The sequence below is a fragment of the Streptococcus suis genome, from assembly GCF_002960425.1.
GTDB lineage: Bacteria > Bacillota > Bacilli > Lactobacillales > Streptococcaceae > Streptococcus > Streptococcus suis_S.
Map to the genome: position 1 here is coordinate 27,666 of NZ_POIZ01000087.1, position 20,356 is coordinate 48,021.

Sequence of the window (20,356 nt, forward strand, 5' to 3'; positions counted from 1 at the left end):
TGTCTTTTCCTGTCATTTTTTGATATACTAGATAGGTTAAAAAATTTAGAAAGGTTCTGTTTTGGGTCATTCCCAAACAGTAGTCAGATTATCTGGCTAGAGGTATTAGTTTCATGTCTCAAACCCACATTAATGTTATCGGAGCTGGCTTAGCTGGCTCAGAAGCTGCTTATCAGATTGCCAAGCGTGGCATTCCTGTCAAACTTTACGAGATGCGTGGTGTCAAACCGACTCCTCAGCACAAGACCGACAAGTTTGCCGAGTTGGTTTGTTCCAATTCATTCCGTGGTGATAGTTTGACCAACGCTGTCGGTCTTCTCAAGGAAGAAATGCGTCGTTTGGATTCTATTATCATGCGAGCTGGCGAGGCCCACCGTGTGCCTGCTGGCGGTGCTATGGCTATGGACCGTGAGAACTTCTCTCAAGCAGTCACAGATGAAATTCACAATCACCCACTGATTGAAGTCATTCGTGGTGAGATTACTGAGATTCCCGAAGATGCTATTACAGTCATTGCGACGGGGCCTTTGACGTCTGACGCCTTGGCAGAAAAAATTCACGCACTCAATGGTGGCGACGGTTTTTACTTCTACGATGCGGCAGCACCGATTGTCGACAGCTCGACCATTAACATGGACTTGGTTTATCTTAAGTCCCGTTACGATAAGGGTGAAGCTGCCTATCTTAATGCGCCGATGAACAAGGAACAATTCACCGCATTCTATGAAGCCTTGATTTCAGCCGAGGAAGCACCGCTCAACTCCTTTGAAAAAGAAAAATACTTTGAAGGCTGCATGCCGATTGAAGTCATGGCCAAACGTGGCATCAAAACCATGCTTTATGGACCAATGAAGCCAGTTGGTCTGGAATACCCAGATGACTACAAGGGACCACGTGATGGCGAATACAAGACTCCGTACGCAGTTGTTCAGCTCCGTCAGGACAATGCAGCAGGTAGCCTTTACAACATTGTCGGCTTCCAAACCCATCTCAAGTGGGGGGAGCAGAAGCGAGTCTTCCAGATGATTCCAGGGCTTGAAAATGCTGAGTTTGTCCGCTACGGTGTTATGCACCGCAATTCCTACATGGATTCGCCAAACTTATTGGAACAGACCTTTGCGACCAAGAAAAATCCAAATCTATTCTTTGCAGGTCAAATGACAGGAGTAGAAGGCTATGTCGAGTCTGCCGCCTCTGGCTTAGTGGCTGGTATCAATGCTGTTCGCCGTTTCCGTGGCGAAGAGCCAGTCATCTTCCCGCAGACCACAGCCATCGGAGCTCTGCCATTCTACATCACCCACACCGAAAGCAAGCACTTCCAGCCTATGAATGTCAACTTTGGTATCATCAAGGAGCTGGACGGACCGCGTATCCGCGACAAGAAGGAGCGTTACGAGGCAATAGCAGAGCGTTCCCTCAAGGACTTGGAAGAGTTTTTGGCTTACTAAGATAATCAGTTAACTCCAGACACCTACGGGTGTCTTTTGTGTTGTCTGGAAAGTTGATTGACATTTTTCTTAATTCAGACTATAATGTTTACATAGTAAACATGAAGAGGTGATAGAAATGCCAACCTTATCAAAACCGATTGCGGTGCGCTTTGACGAAGATTTGGTCCAGTTAATCGAGGAAGTGTCTGCTGGTCAGCACATGACCAAGACGGACTTCATTCGGGAAGCAGTTTTAGAAAAATTAGAAGATATGTACGATCTGGTAAGGGCAGAAAAAACCTACAAAGAGTGGGCTGACAGCGGTAAGAAAACCTATAGCCATGAAGAAATGATGAGACGCTATGGCTAAGTATCGTGTAGACTATGCCCCGAGTTTCTTTGAGGATATGGACAAGCTCGATAAGGGAACCAGTCGGCAGATTGCTAGGTGGATTGATAAGCATCTGGTAGATGTGGATTTTCCTCGTTCTCCAGGAAAATACCTGACGGGCAATCTAGCTGGCTATGTCCGCTTCCGTGTTGGAAACTATCGCATTATTGCTGTGGTTGATGATGGAGAACTGGTACTCCTCAATCTTCATGTAGGACATCGCTCGGAAATTTATAAGAAGTTGAAATGAGAGAATTTCATCCTAGACACCTTCGGGTGTCTTTTGTGTTATACTGGGGTTAGAAAAGCGAAGGAGAAACGAATGAATCACGATACTTGGAAGGGCATTATTCTACAGAAACAAGGCCTGTTAAAACCTCAATCTGTTCAGCAAATCTGCCGAAATCTTAACGGCTTACAGGCTCAGTTTCAGCCCTATGTTCATGTCGGATTTCGCAACCGTATGACAGCGAAGGATTTTCATGAGGGGAGCTGGCAGGAGGAGCTGACACGCCAGTGGTCCATTCGGCGGACGGTTCATGCCTATCTCCAGTCGGAAATTCCCCTTTATATCCACGAGGGGCGGCTGGCCAGCACCGACTACCTCAAGACAGAAGGACGAGACGGGTTTAGTCCTCAGACCAAGCAGAAGTACCACCAGCTGATTTTAGAAACCCTTGAGCAAGGTCCTATGACCCGTGAGGATCTCAAGGTCCTTTGCCGTGGGGAAAAGATGATGCAGGAAGAGGAGAAGTTGGTCTTCAATGCTTGGGGCGGCCTCTTTCGCTACATGGTCGAGCGTGGGGAAGTCTACCAAGAGTACGGAGCCAAGCGTTTTCATCGTCTGACAGACTTTCAGCCACTTTCGCGGGAAAAAGCAGAGCTGGAAATCGCTCGACGGTATTTTGCAGGTTTTGGGCCTGTCAGCCTTGCGGATGCCCGTTACTATTTTAAGGAAAATAAATCGACGGTCCTAAAATGGATGAAGCAATTAGACCTGAAAACCCTTGAGGTAGCAGGAGAAGAACGTTTTTATCTAGGAGAATTAGAAGAAGCTGAATTACCTGAATGCCTCTTCATTGCAGGTTTTGACCAACTCTTACTAGGCTATGAAAAGAAAGCCAATCCTTTCTTTGACCCCAGACATATCCGCCAGATGTATACGCTGACAGGCATTGTCAAACCCGTTGTCTTCTACAAGGGGCGACTGGTTGCGACCTGGCGACGAGATAAGGATAGGATTGAACTGGCTATCTTTGAAAATCTGACCAGTCGTGAACTGAAAGAACTGGAAAGTTATCGCCAGAGCTATGAGGAGCGTTTGAAAACGGAGCAAAAATTGTTCGGAAAATCAGAATAATGTAATAAAATAACTAAATTTTCTGAATATTTCAGAAAATCTATGGTATAATACTAAAAACACTGTTTAGAAAGAGATAGCAATGAATAAGTCCTACTTTTATTTGGATATGAAAACCCATGAATTAGAAGTTCCTTTCACCGGTCGCAAACGCCGTGTCCGTGTCTTATTGCCAAAAGGGTACGAAGAAAATACGGAAACGACCTATCCAGTCGTTTATTTCCATGATGGGCAAAACGTTTTATACAGTAAAGAAGCATTTTCAGGTCATTCTTGGAAGATTATTCCGACCATTAAGCGAAATCCAGATATTGCAAAGATGATTATTGTAGCCATTGACAATGATGGTGCGGAACGTATGCACGAGTATGCAGCTTGGAAGTTTAGCGAGATGGGCATTCCAGGTGTTCAGTTTGGCGGCAAGGGAACCTTGTATGCCGAATTTGTCATGGATGTGGTCAAGCCTTTTATAGACCAGACCTATCGCACCAAGTCTGACAAGGCCCATACTGCAATGATTGGTTCATCATTAGGTGGCAACATCACCCAGTTTATGGGGTTAGCCTATCAAGACCAAATCGGTTGTCTGGGTGTCTTTTCATCAGCTAACTGGCTTCATCAAGAGGCATTTGACCGCTATATTGAACGCCAAAACTTAGACAAGGACCAGCGTGTCTATATCTACGTTGGAACGGAAGAGGCAGATGATACGGATAAAACCCTCATGGCAGGCAATATCAAGCAAGCCTATATCAACTCTTCATTGACTTACTATCGTCAATTACTCGCTGGTGGAGTAGCTTTGGACAATATCGCCTTGGAAGTTGTTTCTGGTGCCGTCCATAATGAGGAAGCCTGGGCAGCTTATTTGCCAGATTGCTTGCGCTTTTTAAGCGAAAAGTGGTAATGTAAAGAATTAGTTAGGAGAATGAATATGCATGTAGAATTTTTAAGTCACTGGTCTGGCCATCTTGGTCGAGAAATGAATGTGAACAGATATGGTCACGCGGGTATTCCAGTAGTTGTTTTTGCCTCATCAGGCGGTTCGTACAATGAATACGCAGATTTTGGGATGATTGAAGCCTGCCGTGGTTCGATTGAGGCTGGCAATGTCCAATTTTTCACTCTAACCAGTCATGATAAAGAAAGCTGGTTGGCGGATTGGAAATCCATCCATGACAAGGCAGAAGCTCACCGTGCTTATGAGCGCTATGTGATTGAAGAAGCTATTCCATTTATCAAACATAAAACTGGTTGGTTTGACGGTATGATGACGACTGGTTGCTCTATGGGGGCCTACCACGCGCTGAATTTCTTCCTCCAGCATCCAGATGTTTTCACAAAAGTTATCGCCCTTTCAGGTGTCTATGATGCTCGTTTTTTCAACAATAATCAAGACTATGGCCATGACGATGCTGTTTATCAAAACTCACCATCTGACTATATCTGGAACCAAAACGACGGCTGGTTTATCGATAAATACCGTCAGGCTGATATTATCGTCTGCACAGGTTTGGGCGATTGGGAACAGGATGGATTGGATTCATTCTATAATCTCAAGCGCGCCTTTGAAGAGAAGAATATCCCAGCTTGGTTCGATACCTGGGGCACGGATGTGGCGCACGACTGGGTTTGGTGGAGAAAACAAATGCCATTCTTCCTCCACTCAATCGGACTATAAACTAGAAAGGACTGCCTATGAATTATCTCGTTATTTCCCCTTTTTATCCAGAAAATTTTCAACCTTTTACCATTGAATTGGCTAAAAAAGAAGGCGTTACGGTTCTAGGTATCGGGCAAGAACCCTACGACCAACTGCCTGAGGAGCTCCGCCATGCCCTTACAGAATACTTCCGTGTGGAAGATTTGGAAAATATTGATGAAGTCAAGCGTGCAGCTGCCTTCTTGATATACAAGCATGGTCCGATTGACCGTGTGGAATCCCACAATGAGCATTGGTTGGAAAACGATGCGGCTCTCCGCGAACAATTCAATATCTTTGGAGCTAAGCCAAAACACCTGAAAAAGACTAAATTTAAGTCTGAGATGAAAAAATATTTCAAAAAAGCAGGAGTTCCAGTCGTTCCTGGTGTTGTTGTCAAAACAGAACGTGATTTTGGTAGAGCCTTGAAGAATGTTGGTTTTCCCATGATTGCTAAGCCAGATAACGGTGTTGGTGCATCTGGTACCTTCAAAATCGAAAATAAAGAAGATTTTGAGCGATTTATCGAAAACTGGGATAGAACCACTGTCTATTTCTTTGAAAAATTCGTCAATTCAAGTATTATCACTACTTATGATGGTTTGTTAGACCATGACGGCAATGTTGTCTTTGAAACAGGCTTGACTTATGTTCATACTCCATTTGAATTGATGCAAACCAAGAAGGACAATGCCTACTTTATCGAGAAAGAACTAGATCCAAAGTTGGTGGAATATGGCAGAGCTATTATCAAGGCTTTTGGTATGAGAGAGCGTTTTTTCCATATTGAATTTTTCAAGGATGGGGACGACTACATTGCCATTGAATACAATAACCGTATGGCAGGTGGTTTCACAGTTGAAGCCTACAACTATGCCCATTCCATTGATCTCTTCCGTGACTATGCTAATATCGCAACAGGTGGTACAGTTGAGGAACGTAGATTTGAACCACAATACTGCTTGGTCGCAACTCGCCGAGATACAACTGACTATGTTCACTCTGCAGATGACATTCATCAGAAATTTGCTGGTAAGATTAAAACCGTCAAACGCATGCCCGATGCCTTTGCAGAATTGCAAGGAAATGATGCCTACCTCCTTGTGACAGAGAGCAAGGAAGAGTTGGATGAAATGATTGCCTACATTGGTTTAACTAAATAGAATGAATTGAAAGATGCCTAAAATGGTGTCTTTTTTTCTTTCCTTACAATCTTGTAAGGTTTTAAGTCAGAATTGTAAGAGAGTACAGGCGCACTATTTTCTATAATAGACTCATAAGAAATAGAAAGAAGGAAATCAATATGTCATTCAAATTTTTACAAGTCAAGCAAGTGTTTGATAAATCACAAGCAAGCAAACAGCCAGAAGAGCAAGAAAAAGAAGCCCAATTTTTATTTGAGCTCGAACATGAATTGTTGCACCGCAACTGGATGTACTAGAAGGAGGTTATCTTGAAATCTTACAATGCTTATCAACTGAAACTCGCTATGGCTGGCTTGATGGTGCTGGATCATCTGGATATCGTCCCTGGATTTATCCCAGACCAACTTAGCCTAGTTTTTCACATGGTTACTCGCTGTGTCGCAGTTTTCTTTGCCTACATGTTGGTTGAAGGCTATCTTCATACGAGTAATGTCAAAGCCTATTTGTTACGACTGTATGGGGCGGCAGGGATCATGGCTCTTGGCAATACTCTGCTAAACAGCCTTTACCAGTCAAAAGAGATTTACATGAGCAATAATATTTTTATGACCCTAGCAGTTGGTCTAACCATGTTGGTTTGTCTTAGAAATTTTGCTGAACACACTAGAAAGCAACAAATCCTTCAAGTCCTATCGGTTGGACTGCTGACTATCTTAGGTGCCTTTTTAACAGAAGGCGGCACTGTGGTCTTGCCCTTCATCCTCATTACATATATGGGACGCAAATCATTAGTTAAACGCAACATCGCTTATGGAATATTGGCCCTATTGTTACTATTTTTGTCCTATCAGCCTTATGAAAGTATTGAAATGACTGTCCAGATGATGCTCTACAATGCTGACTGGTTATTTATCTTGGTCTTGCCAATTCTAAGTCATTATAATGGACAAGCAGGGCCCCGGACAGCATTTTCACGCTATTTCTTTTACATTTTCTATCCGCTACACTTGTGGCTACTGGCAACCATTGCCTATTTTATCTAACCTTACAAAGCTGTAAGTTTTTAAATCAAAACTGTAAGTGGGTACAAGCGGAATATTTTCTATAATAGATTCATAAGAAAGAGAAAGAAGGAAATTATATGTCATTCAAATTTTTACAAGCAAAGAGAATTAAAGAAAAGGTATTCTCAGAAAAAGAAAAGGCTGAACTCTTGGAACAGGCAGAATTTTTAGAAGAACTCGCCCATGATTTGCAAACGATGCGATTTATGGCATACTAGAGGGAGGAAACTATGAAAAAGAATGTATTTGGCTTGCTGGCTTTGGGCAGTATAATGCTAACTGCTTGTTCTTCCTCTTCAGCAAGCCTTAGCTTTGATGAGGGCTATCAAACCTTTCATTACAAGGGAAAAGACTATGCCGTTAGCAAAGTAGCAGTTGCCGAGGATAATATTCAAGAAGTAGAAGTCAAGTTTCTGGAGTGGCCCGTTGTCAAAGAAGAAGGGGCAGTGAAAAAGACAGTATCTCTGAATAATCTCTATGTAACCACTAGCAATGACTGGGCCATCGGTGTCCAGGATGGTTATTATAAGGTAGATTTAGAAGATAATATTGCTGAATCAGACCGAATCAACTATCAAGCATTACTTGATACAGTTGATTTATCCAAAGAAAACAATTAGGAGTTTATATGTTATTAGAAATCAATCATTTAGAAAAAGTTTACCGCACGCGCTTTTCAAAAGAGGAAACTCGTGCCTTGCAAGATGTGGATTTTAAGGTAGAAGAGGGCGAGTTTATCGCTATCATGGGGGAAAGTGGTTCTGGTAAGACGACTTTGCTCAACATTCTAGCAACCCTGGACAAGCCGACGAGGGGCTCTGTTATCTTAAACAATCAGGATATTACGAAAATCAAGGAAAGCAAGCTGGCAGATTTCCGTTTGCGCAACCTAGGCTTTGTCTTCCAAGATTTTAATCTCTTGGATACCCTGTCCATCCAAGACAATATCTTTTTACCTCTGGTATTGGCCCGTACCAGCCATGAGGAAATGGAAAAACGGTTGAAAGTTTTGGCGCCAAAACTGCGGATTCAGGACTTGCTGAAAAAACGTCCCTTTGAACTATCTGGTGGACAAAAGCAGCGCGTGGCCATTGCCCGTAGCTTGATTACCCAGCCACAGATTGTTCTAGCGGACGAACCGACGGCTGCCCTAGATTACCGCAATTCGGAAGACTTGCTGAATTTGTTTGAAGACATCAACTTAGACGGGCAAACCATTCTCATGGTGACTCACTCAGCCAACGCAGCTAGTCATGCTAAGCGAGTACTCTTTATCAAGGACGGGCGGATTTTCCATCAACTATACAAGGCAGGCAAGAGCAATCAAGACTTTGCCAAGGAAATTTCGCTCAATATGTCTGCACTTTTAGGGGGTGAGTAGATGTTTTACCTCAAACTTGCTGGGCAAAATATCCGAAAATCCATGGGTGTTTTTGCTCCCTTTGTTTTAGCTAGTCTTGTGCTATTTACTCTGATTTGTTCCATGTTCTTACTCATGCTCAGTCCAGTTATGGAGACCATGGGCTCTGGTGCCGTTTCTATCGGTCTTGGTGTTGTTGTTCTGACCATTTTCTCGGTCATTATGGAGATTTATAGTTTTAATTTCCTGATGAAACAACGGGCGAGGGAATTTGGTCTCTATAACATGCTGGGGATGAACAAGAAAAAAGTAGCCTTGATAGCCAGCCTAGAATTGATGATGATATTCTTACTGGTTGTGGTTCTTGGTTCTGTCTTAGCTGGTGTGTTCGCAAATGTTCTCTACTTGATTTTTGTCAATCTAACAAATTATAGTGATTTGCATTTTGGAATTGCACCTCTGGCCTTTGTCATGACCGCCTTTCTCTTTGCTGGTATCTTCTTTCTCTTGGAATTGCTGGCTATTCGGACCATTGGCAAGACCAGTCCACTGATTTTGTTCCGAGCTAGTGAAAAAGGGGAGAAGGAGCCACGTGGGAATCTTCTCTTGGCTGCTCTTGGTGTCCTTAGCCTAGGCGTTGGCTACTACCTGTCACTTTCTTCTCAATCTGCAGGAGTTGCTGTCATCTATCGTTTCTTTATCGCTGTTCTCTTTGTCATTGCGGGGACATATCTGTTCTACATCAGCTTTATGACTTGGTATTTGAAGGCTCGGCGGAAAAACAAACGCTATTTTTACACGCCAGAGCATTTCATTACCACATCGCAGATGATTTTTCGGATGAAGCAACATGCAACAGGTTTGGCCAATATTACACTGCTTGCGGTCATGGCCTTTGTTACCATTGCGACAACTACTTCTCTCTATACAGGCATGACCAATATGACCAGTGGACTTTATCCAAAGGAAACATCCATTACCTATCACGTTGCGAATAGAAGTCAGGGTGAAATGGCCTTCCAGCAATCGGTGCTCAGCCATTTTCCAGAAAAAGCCAATGACAGCTTATCTTATCTGACCTATCAAGCTGGTCTAGTCTATGATGGTGGTAGTGAGATTGTCATTAGTCCGGAAACCATTACCAATCCAGACTTTAGCAAAATGGCTTATACTTACTTCATCACTCAAGATGACTTCAGGAAGTTGGGCAATGACTTGCCAGAGCTGGCTGTCAATCAAGTAGCCTTTATCCGTCCAAGTGAAATGCCATCGCTAGAGAAAGTCACTTTGGGAGATAGTACTTTCGAGAATGTAGTAAATCTTGATACAGCTATTTTCCCTGATATTACTAATACGCTCAATGCTGCCGTCATGGTGGTTAGCGATGATAGTGTTCTACAAACTATTCGTAGCTATTATGAATCAAATAATCCTCAAGGCTATCAGGTTAGTCTGGACTACCGTATCTTTACCGACTTGACTGATGAAGAAGTGCTCTCTCTTGGAGAGCAGGCAGGCGATATGTATCATATTCTGGATGAAAATGGAGAATACCTAGGAAATGCCATGCAGAAAACAGACTTCAATAATATGATCATGGGTTTCACAGGTGGTTTCCTCTTTACAGGCTTTTTGTTGGGCATTAGTTTCTTGCTGGGTGCTGCCCTGATTATCTACTACAAGCAGTATTCGGAGGGGCATGAGGACAAGAAATCCTACAAGATTTTACAGGAAGTGGGGATGAGCCAGCAGGCTGTCAAGAAAACTATCAACTCTCAAACGCTTTTGGTCTTCTTTATGCCACTGGCTATGGCAACCCTGCACTTTGTCGTCGCCCTAGTCATGCTCAAACAAATGTTGATGATGTTCGGTGTGGTTTCTTCCAGCATGATTTACACGGTTAGTGGAATTACATTGTTGGCAGTCGCCTTGATCTACTTTGTCATCTACAAGTGGACCAGTCGGACCTATTATCGCATTATTGAACGGTAGAAGAAGTCTCGCTTATGCGGGATTTCTTGATTTTTTTAGGAAATGGTGTTACAATAGTAATACCAACGGAATACTAGAAGAGGTGCGAAAATGGCAGCTATTACATTGAAAGTTTCTGAGCAGGACAAGCTCTTTATGCAGGCTATGGCAAAGTTTGAAGGTGTCAGCTTGTCAGAACTCATTCGGACTAAAACGCTTGAAGCCCTTGAAGACGAGTACGATGCGCGTGTGGCAGACACCGCTCTGGCTGAATACGAGGCTGACTTGGCGAATGGAATTGAGCCGATTAGCTGGGAGGAGATGTTGGAAGAGTTGGGGTTGACGGATGAAGACCAGTTATAAACTCGTACCAACCTGTCGTTTTATCAAACAGTTGAAAAAACTGGACAAATTTACTCAAAAACAGATTACCAACTACCTGTCCAGTCATGTGACTGACAACCCCAGACAATACGGAAAAGCCTTGACTGCCAATCGTTCTGGCCAATGGCGCTATCGCATCGGTAATTACAGGGTTATCGTCAGCATTGAGGATGATAAATTGATTGTAACTGCCCTTGAAGTCGGGCATCGAAAAGAAGTATATAAATAAAAAGCCAAGACCTGTGTCCTGGCTTTTACAGAATGAAGATGATGAAAAAAGAAAAGATTTATATTGTTGAAGATGATGAGATGATTGTCCAACTCTTGAAGCAACATTTGGGAAAATCTTATCAGGTAGAGAGTGTGCAGAATTTCCGAGCTGTCAGTCAGGAAGTGGCAGAAATCAAACCAGACTTGGTGCTGATGGACATTAGCCTGCCCTATTACAACGGTTTTTATTGGACAACGGAAATCCGTAAAACCATGACCATGCCCATTATCTTTATCTCCTCTAGCGATGACGAGATGAATGCGGTCATGGCTATGAACATGGGTGGCGATGATTTTGTTTCCAAGCCTTTTTCTCTAGGGATTTTGGATGCCAAAATCGGTGCCTTCCTGCGTCGGGTCAATCAATTCAGCAAATCAACTGACTTGTCTATCGATCAATTCCAGCTTAGTCTGGACGGGCGTTTTTCAAGCGAATCGGAACAGGTTCAGCTTTCACCTACTGAAACCAAAATTTTATCCACCTTACTAGAACGACAAGGGCAGATTGTCAGTAAGGAAGAACTCTTGGAAAAACTCTGGGAAAATGAAGAATTTATCGATCAGAATACGCTCAATGTCAACATGACCCGTCTGCGTAAGAAGGTGAGTGAGGTTGGTTTTGACCGTATTCATACTGTTCGTGGCGTGGGGTACCTGGTCAAATGATAGCAAAATTTATCCGAGAATACCGTAGTTTTTATTTCGCCTATCTGGTCTTGGCTGGTAGTTTTATCTTGCTCTTTTTACTTTACAAACTGCCCACCGAATTCCTGCAAAACGCTCTGCTATTGTCCCTAACCCTCTTAATCCTTCTGACTGCAGGGCTTTTCTGGAAGTTTCGCAACCGCATGAGAGCCTTGGAAGACTATGTCCATGAAGAAGCTTTGCCCCTGCTGAATAAGCCTGTGGACCTTGCCTATCTCAACTTGATTGAGGCGGAGAAGGAGGCGACGCGGGAGCAGCTCTTGGATTATAAGTCACGGGAAGAGGACCTGCAAGCTATGGTCAAAATGTGGTCCCACCAGATGAAAGTGCCTCTGGCTGCCCTGTCTTTAATGAGCCAGACTGACAATCTCAATCAGAAAGATGTCGATCATCAGCTCTTGCGCTTGGATAATTACATGGCCAATCTCCTCAACTACCTCAAGCTGACCAATCATGCCAGTGATTTTCGTTTTGAGCAGGTGGAAGTAAGAGAAGTGGTGGTGGATTTGGTCAAAAAATACCGCAATCAGTTCTTGCAAAAGGATATTTCAGTGACCATCGATGGAAATTGGCTACTGAAAACCGACAGAAAATGGCTCAGTTTTGCCTTGTCACAGATTATTGACAATGCCCTCAAGTACAATAAGACTGGTGGTAAGGTGGCCATTGAATTGAATGAGGGAATTTCCATTTCCGATACGGGAATTGGCATTTTGGCAGAAGACATTCCACGCCTGTTTGATGAGGGATTTACAGGTTTTAATGGCCGTGAACACCAAAAAGCGACAGGTTTTGGGCTTTATTTGACAAAGCGTATTCTAAGTCAATTAGATTTAGGCATTACAGTGGAAAGCCGAGTAGACGTCGGCACCACTGTAACCATCACCAAAGTACAGTAGAAGCTGTACTTTTTCCTTTTGAAAGCGTTTTGATTTTGTGATATACTGAAACTACTAGAAAATCAGGAGGTTACTATGTCACACCATCATGTTTTGCAAAACGGATCGGATATTCGTGGAATTGCTATCGCTACAGATGAATATGCTGTCAATCTCACTCCACAGGCTACCAAGGAAGTGGTTCGCGGACTTGTTCATTGGCTAACTCAGAAGCCAGAACTGGCGCAGGCCTATCAGGAAGGACAGCTCAAGATTGGTATCGGTCGAGATAGCCGCCTCAGCGGTCCAGACCTGGTTGCCGCCTTCACAGAAGAAGCGGTGCGTTTGGGCGTTCAGCTGTTCGACTTCGGTATGGCCACTACGCCAGCCCTCTTCATGAGCACCCAGTATCCGCAGTTCAAGTGCCACGCTAGTGTCATGATCACTGCTAGCCACCTGCCTTATTACTTCAACGGCATTAAGATTTTTTCGGAAAATGGCGGAGCAGAGCACGAAGATATTGACTTCATCCTCTCGCATAGTGAAGACTTGCCAGCTTCATCCCTTGGAAGTGTGACCACCGCAGACCTGATTACGCCTTATGCCCAAGACTTAGTTGGCAAAATTCGTACCGCTTGTGGCGAACAAGAAAAACCACTGACAGGTCTCAATATCATCGTCGATGCTGGAAATGGTGCAGGAGGATTCTTTGCTGAGAAAGTGTTGGCAGAGCTAGGAGCAGATACCACAGGCTCACAATTCCTAGACCCAGACGGAACTTTTCCAAATCACGTTCCAAACCCTGATAACAAGGAAGCTATGGAAAGCATTCGTCAGGCTGTCTTGAAGCAAGGTGCAGATCTTGGTATTATCTTTGATACCGATGTTGACCGTGCAGCACTAGTGACCAAGTCCGGTCAAATACTCAATCGTAACAACCTGATTGCCGTGCTTAGCCAGATTATCCTAGCTGAACATCCAGGAACCAGCATTGTGACTAATTCCCCAACGACTGAACACCTTAAGGTCTTTATAGAAAGTCTGGGAGGCAAACAAATTCGCTATATTTCAGGCTATCGTAATGTCATCAACCGTGCCATTTTAGCAAACCAAGAGGGAGTTGATTGCCAGTTGGCTATCGAAACTTCTGGACATGCCGCCTTTAAAGAGAATTACTTCCTCGATGACGGGACCTATGTGGCGGCTAAGATTCTCATGCTCTTACCCAAGCTACAAGCGGAAGGCAAGTCCTTGGACGACTTGATTGCCCAGCTCAAGCAACCACTTGAAACCCAAGAAGTGCGGTTCAAGCTGGAAGCTACAAACTATCGAGCACTTGGTGAACAAGTCATTGCTGATCTCAGAAATACCAACCTCGAAGGCTTTGCTTTTAACCCAGAAAACGAAGAAGGAGTGCGATTTGACCTGACTGAGCCTTATGGTGACGGCTGGCTCTTGCTCCGTATGAGCCTCCACGAGCCACTCTTGGTCTTGCAGGTGGAAAACGACCAGACCGGACACATACCTGCCGTTTTACGAACACTCTCAGCCTTTTTGGACCAGTACCCAGCAGTCAATCAGGAAAAATTGAAGGAATTAATTTAGATTTAAGAGAAAAAGGGGTAAGTTTTCACTTACTCCTTGATTTGTTTACATAATTTATATTACGCAAAGTTATAATTTATCCAGAGCATTTTTTTGCTCATCGTTGACGATATGGGTATAGAGGTCAGTGACTTGGGTATTGGCATGGCCCAGTTGGTGACTGACCAGAACTTGCGACTTGGTGGCGTCGTAGAGCCGTGTTGCCAAGGTATGACGGAGTTTGTGGGGGGTTACGCGTATCTTGAAGTCCGCAGAATACTTAGCCACCATTTTCTCAATGGAAGAAGCGTCGATGCGGTTAGGCAGACCACGGTACTCAGACAGGAAAAAGGCCGTATCCGTTTTTTCAGCCTTATAGCGTTGCTGGCGAATGCCCATGTAGGCTTCTAAGTAAGGCTTAGCAAACCCAGCCACATTGACCGAGTCACGCTTGCCACCTTTACGCGTTACCTCAATCATCATCATCTTGAGGTTGACATCACGGAGGTCCAGATTGACCGCCTCAGACAGACGAACACCAGATGCCAAGAGAAGTGCCAAAATCGCCAAGTCCCGTTCCTTGTTTTTTTGGAAGGAGGAGAGGGCACGTTTGGACAGCTTAACCTGGTATTCCTTGTCCACATAGTCCAAAAACTCCATCGTTTCATCGCCCAAAAAGAGTTTCTGCTTGATATTCTCCGCCCGAGCCGCCAAAGTTTCCTTCTTCTTCTTGGTGGACACCTTCTTCATGACATTGCGGTAGAAGTAGGGCTCGCCCTGCTCGTTTTCCACTTCTTCGGTTAAATACTTGAAGAGACTAGAAAGTGCCGACAGGGTACGGTTAATGGTGGTCTGCGACACACCATTCTGCGTGGTATTAGCGTTCAGTAAGGGACGCTCCCGCAGATAAAGAATGAAAGCTTCCATATCTTTTTTTGTCAAATGTTCCAGAATATCCAAGGGAATGTCAGCAATCCGTTCCACAGATACCAAATCCGAATCCTGTAACCATTCAAAAAAACGACGGTATTCTTTCAAGTATTCATACAAAGTTGTAAAACTGTAAGGCACAGACAACTTGGACTGATAATATTCCAAAACATACCAAGGCATGATTTCTTTTAGCTGTTCAATTTTTTCCAATAATAATTCGCGTCTCATCATTTTCTCCTGATTTTAGCTATATGAGTAGTATAGCATAATCTTATTTAAGTTTCAAGAAAATTATAGTTTTTCGGAAAGATGTACATAGGGATATTTTTAATATAACCAAAGAATTGCTATATAACTAGAAATTTTTTTCACGCCCAAAATTTCAAAAATCTACATTATTTCACGGTAAACTCAAAATCAACAATTCCATATTTTATTGATAAATTTACATTATTTCACTGAAAACTAAAATTTTAGAATTCTGGATATTTTTAAAAAATCTACATTTGAAAATTTTAAAAATCACTTTTTGGGGGAACTTTTTAAACTAATTTTCTATTTAAAAAAGCAAGTCAAATTTGACCTGCTTTATTTTTTTATATTGAATAAAATCAATAGATAGGCTAAATTCAACTTCGCATTTGTTACATTTCCACTTGCGATGAATGGTTATATTTTCTAATTGAAATTTAGTTATTGGTAAAAATTTGTTGGTTCTTAATTTAATTAACATTCATCACTAAGTTAAGAAATAACCTCTTCAATAATTTTGCTGCAATAATACCTTTTATCATTTTAATTCGCTCCTTACTTCACAATCAAATAAAGTTCATTAACTAACTTCTATTATACCACAAATTACAGAGTCCAATATTTGCGTAAAATGTAAGTATTTTAAAAAGTCACTACTATTGAGTGACTTTTTAATACATCTATTTAATATTTAGAAAACAAAGATTATTCTAATTTCAAATTCTAGTATACAAAGAATTATGTTGCAAACTATTCAATACTTCCTTGCTTTTAAGGCCGTAGTAATTTGCTTGCTTTTGGCTTTTGTCAATCAATTTTCTAAATGAACCAAAAATTTCTCTAAAATTATATTGGTTATCAATAGCATCCATCATATATTTCACTATAATAATCGGCAGAGCAATGCGGTTTGAATAAACACCTTCTTTTAGCTCGTATAAGAGTTCCTTCCATTCCTCACGAAGCATTGGTGTCGTGTGCATCTTAAGATCAATAATATTAGAATTGTGAGCGCACATATTCCTTAATAAGTTTAAACATTTCAACCAAGAAAGTAACTCAGCATCACTGCAATCATATTGTTTAGCTATTTGTCTAATATTATTTGTTGACATCAATTCGATAAGGTTGATTATCTGACCGAACGTCATTAGGTTAATAGCCAACCAAATTGGAGGATATTTCATATTGTCAATTTTCAATTTTTCCTTGATTTCTGGAGAAGTTGTTCTTTTCAATTCAGCTTTGAGCTGCTTTTTAAATTTCTCTTCTCGATATTTTAGGTAATGCTTGCAGTACTCTTTTTTATTGCACCACAGTGAGAAATTTAAATATCCATATGACCCTAATCTCCTATAACCTAAAACAAATGCTACTTGAGTTTTTAAAGCTACTTCAATGTCTTCAAGTGCATCCAATAGATGGAGACGCAATCGTTTATCTTGATAATATCTAACAGTAATTTTTTTGAATGGGGTGTTTTGGTAATTTATTTGACGCACTCCATCAACTGTCACAATTTTTGAAAAAGGTCTAGCAAATTCCTTTAATTTATAGTAAGAAATTATTGATAACTTTTGCTCAGCTTTTTTCTTGTCCTGCTCTCCAGAAAACAGCATGCCTCTTGATTCTAACAAAGCAACTTGTTCCTCAAAACTTTTATGGGGAAAACTACTCATCTGAACACTCCTTAAATAAAAAAACCACCCATCAGAACATGTCTGTGCAATCGAAGCAAGGGCGGCCATTGATATTTCATACTAATTATATAGTATATTTAGATAGACGTCAAGTACTTTAGTGATTTTTTGACAGAATAAAAATTTATATAAAATGACACATTATCGTCTTCAAATAATGTACAATTGAGCCTATTACCTCACCGCTATTTTCGATTTTTAATCAATGTACTTTATGCTTCTATCCCAGTATTATCAAGGGGTTAGACCATGTAAGGTCAATTGTTCATAAATTTTTAGTTTTTGCTATAATACAAATAAATACGAAAGAATGGTTCTTATGCTTGATTTTGTTCCCATTAACCCAGAGAATTGGCGAGTTCCTTTATCAGTTTCTCCTGACCAGGCTGAGTTTGTTGCGGATAAGGTGACAACTTTGGCACGTGCATTTGCTTATCGGATGTTTGATAGCCAGGCTTCTTTGATTTACCAGCAAGATTGTCCTGTTGGCTTGGTGTTATATCATGATTATCCTGATGGTCAAGCTTATCTCATATCTGAATTCTTTATTGATGCCACCTATCAGCGACAAGGTTTGGGGCGTCAGGCCATGACGCAGTTACTGGAAACATTCCGCTCAGAAAGAAAATTTTCGGCTGTTCAGCTCTGCATTTTATCCCAAAACACCCCAGCCAAAGCCTTATATCAATCGCTTGGCTTTGTTGAAACTGGCGAATACGATAAAGATGAAATTATATTGCGATTAGAACTCTAAAAAAGTTTACACAAAATAAATTATGTAAACAAAATTAACTTCTTTGACTGAGCTGCAGGACTAAATCCATTGCTGTTTTTCGATTGCGGAAATAGAGTTTTATCCCACTCGATTTTAAGCGTTTGGTAAAGGCGCTTTGGCTGAGTTTCATTTTCTCAGCAACTGGCTTTTGCTTAAAATCCTCCTGATAAATCTTATTGTTGATTAAGGCTTCAAATAAATCCGTCTGTGATTTATTCCATGTAGCCTTGATAAAATCACTTGAAGAAAGTAATGACTTGATAACACGGTCTATTTGCTTGTACTCCGAAGAAAATGAGAGCTTGCTACTACCATAATCATCCTTATCAAGAATAAACTCAATCGCCTTCTGTGCTTCCCAGTAAGCTGGTCCATCTGCTACGATACCTTGTTTGGGATCGATAGGGGTTAGAATTTCCCCTAAACCAATTCCAAAACGGATTTCAAGCTGGTCACGAAAAGCCAACTGAATTTGGTCGATCATCAAAAATATATAAGGGTTAGGCTTGCATAAGGCCTGAAATTCATCTCCCCTAATGATTGTAAATGGAGATGCTAACTCATCTGAAAAAGAACGGTTGATTTTATTTAAGTGCAGGTTCAGTTCTTCTTGCCTATTGCTAAGGTTGGAAACGTGTTGAAAATTGATTATTTTTCCAATTATTGCGATATAATTCATTGTTTTTCCTTTATTTGTGACTATATGTGCATTATAACGGACATTATTTAATTTGTCTATTAAAAAGGATATTTTTAATTCTTTCTATTATAACGGAAAGATTTGATGTTCAAAAATCACTTTATCTACTCTGCTACTCCTATTCTTATTGCTGTAGCTTAGCTATTTTGACTGAAAAGTAAAAAGAAGAGATTATTTTCTCTTCTTTTTGGCTTTCTTGATTTTATTGGCTTGGCGTTTCATGGCTTGTTTCATAGCAAATTCACCGATTTTACCTTTCAAACCGCCTCCAAACATTTGGGACATATCTGGCATGCCAGCTCCTCCCATTAGTTGGCTCATATCAGGCATTCCTGCACCGCCCATCATATCTTCAAGTGCAGACATATCCAAACCGTTCATATTTGGCATATTTTTAGGAAGATTATTGGGATTGATGCCCATTTGCTTCATCATTTTGCTCATATCGCCCGACATGACGCCCTGCATCATGGTTTTCGCTTGGTTGAAATCCTTGATAAATTTATTGACTTCGACAAAGCTATTGCCAGAACCGTTAGCAATACGACGGCGACGGCTGGGTGTCAACAAATCTGGATTTTCACGTTCAGCTGGTGTCATAGAGGATACGATAGCGCGTTTTCGTGCAATTTCACGCTCGTCAACTTTCAAGTTGGCAAGGGCCGGGTTCCCAGCCATACCTGGAATCATCTTCAACAAGTCTTCCATTGGTCCCATGTTTTGAACCTGGTCCAGCTGATCGATGAAATCGTTGAAATCAAAGGTATTCTCACGCATTTTTTCAGCGAGTTCTAATGATTTCTTCTCATCATATTCCTTGCTCGCCTTCTCAATCAAGGTCAGCATGTCACCCATACCTAAGATACGAGAAGACATACGGTCTGGGTGGAAGGTTTCAATATCTGTGATTTTTTCACCAGTACCGGTGAATTTGATTGGCTGACCAGTGATGTGGCGGACAGACAAAGCAGCACCACCACGTGTATCGCCGTCAATCTTGGTCAAAATCACACCAGTAATAGCCAGTTGATCATTGAACTCACGCGCAACGTTGGCAGCTTCCTGACCAATCATGGCATCGACAACCAAGAGAATTTCATTTGGTTGGGCAAAGTCTTTGATTTCTCTTAATTCAGCCATAAGGGCTTGGTCAATTTGTAAACGACCGGCCGTATCAATCAAGACATAGTCATTGTGGTTGGCTTTGGCTTGTTCTAAACCTTGGCGTACAATCTCCAGGGCAGGGACTTGATTACCCAACTCGAATACAGGTACATCAATTTGTTGACCAAGGGTTTTCAACTGGTCAATGGCAGCTGGACGATAAATATCGGCCGCAATCAAGAGAGGACGAGCATTCTCTTCCTGCTTGAGTTTGTTGGCCAGCTTACCTGTGAAAGTCGTTTTACCAGCCCCCTGCAAACCAGCCATCATAATGATAGTTGGAATTTTTGGTGACTTGATAATGTCAGACGTTTCAGACCCCAATACAGCCGTCAATTCTTCATCAACGATTTTGATAATTTGTTGAGCGGGGTTCAGGGTTTCAATGACTTCATGACCGATAGCACGTTCACGTACTTTTTTGATGAAATCTTTTACAACTGGCAAGGCAACGTCGGCTTCTAGTAAGGCCAGACGGATTTCCTTGGTGGCTTCTTGGATATCACTCTCAGAAATTTTCCCCTTACGACGTAGGTTTTTAAAAACACTCTGCAAACGTTCTGTTAAGCTTTCAAAAGCCATATACTT

Annotated in this window: 23 protein-coding genes; 19 read left to right on the top strand and 4 right to left on the bottom strand. The window is 41.9% G+C overall.

Translation table 11 applies throughout. The features are described 5' to 3' along the window. The first annotated feature begins 113 nt into the window (after positions 1-113). From trmFO to C1G57_RS09810, 18 genes are all read left to right on the top strand, one after another. Positions 114-1,448 (top strand): methylenetetrahydrofolate--tRNA-(uracil(54)-C(5))-methyltransferase (FADH(2)-oxidizing) TrmFO, encoded by a 1,335-nt coding sequence (gene trmFO / locus C1G57_RS09730; RefSeq protein WP_105114718.1) that lies wholly within the window; start codon positions 114-116, stop codon positions 1,446-1,448. A gap of 118 nt (positions 1,449-1,566) precedes the next feature. Further along, on the top strand, positions 1,567-1,800 hold the full coding sequence (gene relB / locus C1G57_RS09735; protein ID WP_105114719.1) for a type II toxin-antitoxin system RelB family antitoxin: 234 nt from the start codon (positions 1,567-1,569) through the stop codon (positions 1,798-1,800). Then, positions 1,793-2,071 (top strand): type II toxin-antitoxin system RelE family toxin, encoded by a 279-nt coding sequence (locus C1G57_RS09740; RefSeq protein ID WP_105114720.1) that lies wholly within the window; start codon positions 1,793-1,795, stop codon positions 2,069-2,071. Before relB (C1G57_RS09735) ends, C1G57_RS09740 begins: the two co-directional genes overlap by 8 nt. A gap of 72 nt (positions 2,072-2,143) precedes the next feature. Then, positions 2,144-3,181: a DNA glycosylase AlkZ-like family protein gene (locus C1G57_RS09745; RefSeq protein ID WP_105114721.1), complete on the top strand. Its 1,038-nt coding sequence runs from the start codon at positions 2,144-2,146 to the stop codon at positions 3,179-3,181. 82 nt (positions 3,182-3,263) lie between these two features. Further along, positions 3,264-4,088 carry an alpha/beta hydrolase gene (locus C1G57_RS09750; RefSeq protein WP_105114722.1) on the top strand — a complete coding sequence of 275 codons (825 nt, stop codon included), beginning with the start codon at positions 3,264-3,266 and terminating at the stop codon, positions 4,086-4,088. A gap of 27 nt (positions 4,089-4,115) precedes the next feature. Beyond that, positions 4,116-4,862 carry an esterase family protein gene (locus C1G57_RS09755; RefSeq protein ID WP_105114723.1) on the top strand — a complete coding sequence of 249 codons (747 nt, stop codon included), beginning with the start codon at positions 4,116-4,118 and terminating at the stop codon, positions 4,860-4,862. A gap of 17 nt (positions 4,863-4,879) precedes the next feature. Further along, on the top strand, positions 4,880-6,046 hold the full coding sequence (locus tag C1G57_RS09760; RefSeq protein ID WP_105114724.1) for an ATP-grasp domain-containing protein: 1,167 nt from the start codon (positions 4,880-4,882) through the stop codon (positions 6,044-6,046). A 140-nt stretch (positions 6,047-6,186) separates the two neighbouring features. Then, positions 6,187-6,324, top strand: coding sequence for a hypothetical protein (locus C1G57_RS11290; RefSeq protein WP_169050761.1), 138 nt, complete (start codon positions 6,187-6,189; stop codon positions 6,322-6,324). A 12-nt stretch (positions 6,325-6,336) separates the two neighbouring features. Beyond that, entirely contained in the window at positions 6,337-7,071 is a 735-nt protein-coding gene (locus C1G57_RS09765; RefSeq protein WP_105114725.1) for a TraX family protein, read from the top strand. 98 nt (positions 7,072-7,169) lie between these two features. Then, positions 7,170-7,310, top strand: a complete 141-nt coding sequence (locus C1G57_RS11295) for a hypothetical protein (protein WP_105114726.1) — start codon at positions 7,170-7,172, stop codon at positions 7,308-7,310. A 12-nt stretch (positions 7,311-7,322) separates the two neighbouring features. After that, positions 7,323-7,712 carry a NisI/SpaI family lantibiotic immunity lipoprotein gene (locus C1G57_RS09775; RefSeq protein WP_105114727.1) on the top strand — a complete coding sequence of 130 codons (390 nt, stop codon included), beginning with the start codon at positions 7,323-7,325 and terminating at the stop codon, positions 7,710-7,712. Between the two features lie 8 nt (positions 7,713-7,720). Further along, a complete protein-coding gene (locus C1G57_RS09780; protein WP_024407069.1) occupies positions 7,721-8,473 on the top strand; it encodes an ABC transporter ATP-binding protein in 753 nt (250 codons plus the stop codon). Beyond that, the gene (locus C1G57_RS09785; RefSeq protein WP_105114728.1) at positions 8,474-10,444 is read left to right on the top strand and encodes an FtsX-like permease family protein; all 1,971 of its coding nucleotides are present in this window, start codon (positions 8,474-8,476) and stop codon (positions 10,442-10,444) included. It abuts the gene before it with no gap. A 90-nt stretch (positions 10,445-10,534) separates the two neighbouring features. Next, positions 10,535-10,786 (top strand): type II toxin-antitoxin system RelB family antitoxin, encoded by a 252-nt coding sequence (relB, locus tag C1G57_RS09790; RefSeq protein WP_105114729.1) that lies wholly within the window; start codon positions 10,535-10,537, stop codon positions 10,784-10,786. Beyond that, the gene (locus C1G57_RS09795) at positions 10,770-11,036 is read left to right on the top strand and encodes a type II toxin-antitoxin system RelE family toxin (protein WP_105114730.1); all 267 of its coding nucleotides are present in this window, start codon (positions 10,770-10,772) and stop codon (positions 11,034-11,036) included. Before relB (C1G57_RS09790) ends, C1G57_RS09795 begins: the two co-directional genes overlap by 17 nt. A gap of 38 nt (positions 11,037-11,074) precedes the next feature. After that, complete coding sequence (locus tag C1G57_RS09800) at positions 11,075-11,743, top strand: response regulator transcription factor (RefSeq protein WP_024385222.1); 669 nt, start codon at positions 11,075-11,077, stop codon at positions 11,741-11,743. Beyond that, complete coding sequence (locus C1G57_RS09805) at positions 11,740-12,681, top strand: sensor histidine kinase (RefSeq protein ID WP_105114731.1); 942 nt, start codon at positions 11,740-11,742, stop codon at positions 12,679-12,681. Before C1G57_RS09800 ends, C1G57_RS09805 begins: the two co-directional genes overlap by 4 nt. A 75-nt stretch (positions 12,682-12,756) precedes the next feature. Then, positions 12,757-14,265 (top strand): phosphomannomutase/phosphoglucomutase, encoded by a 1,509-nt coding sequence (locus C1G57_RS09810; protein WP_105114732.1) that lies wholly within the window; start codon positions 12,757-12,759, stop codon positions 14,263-14,265. A 69-nt stretch (positions 14,266-14,334) separates the two neighbouring features. Here the strand turns inward: C1G57_RS09810 and xerS are convergent, their stop codons facing one another. Further along, the gene (gene xerS, locus C1G57_RS09815; protein WP_105114733.1) at positions 14,335-15,405 is read right to left on the bottom strand and encodes a tyrosine recombinase XerS; all 1,071 of its coding nucleotides are present in this window, start codon (positions 15,403-15,405) and stop codon (positions 14,335-14,337) included. A 740-nt stretch (positions 15,406-16,145) separates the two neighbouring features. Further along, positions 16,146-17,108 carry an Abi family protein gene (locus C1G57_RS09820; protein WP_193434488.1) on the bottom strand — a complete coding sequence of 321 codons (963 nt, stop codon included), beginning with the start codon at positions 17,106-17,108 and terminating at the stop codon, positions 16,146-16,148. Between the two features lie 340 nt (positions 17,109-17,448). Between C1G57_RS09820 and C1G57_RS09825 the strand changes: the two genes are divergently transcribed. Further along, the gene (locus tag C1G57_RS09825; RefSeq protein WP_161941149.1) at positions 17,449-17,883 is read left to right on the top strand and encodes a GNAT family N-acetyltransferase; all 435 of its coding nucleotides are present in this window, start codon (positions 17,449-17,451) and stop codon (positions 17,881-17,883) included. A 34-nt stretch (positions 17,884-17,917) separates the two neighbouring features. Here the strand turns inward: C1G57_RS09825 and C1G57_RS09830 are convergent, their stop codons facing one another. Together C1G57_RS09830 and ffh are read right to left on the bottom strand one after the other, a co-directional pair. Continuing rightward, entirely contained in the window at positions 17,918-18,583 is a 666-nt protein-coding gene (locus C1G57_RS09830; protein WP_105114735.1) for a SatD family protein, read from the bottom strand. A gap of 192 nt (positions 18,584-18,775) precedes the next feature. Further along, positions 18,776-20,350, bottom strand: coding sequence for a signal recognition particle protein (gene ffh, locus C1G57_RS09835; RefSeq protein WP_105114736.1), 1,575 nt, complete (start codon positions 20,348-20,350; stop codon positions 18,776-18,778). Positions 20,351-20,356: the final 6 nt, after the last annotated feature.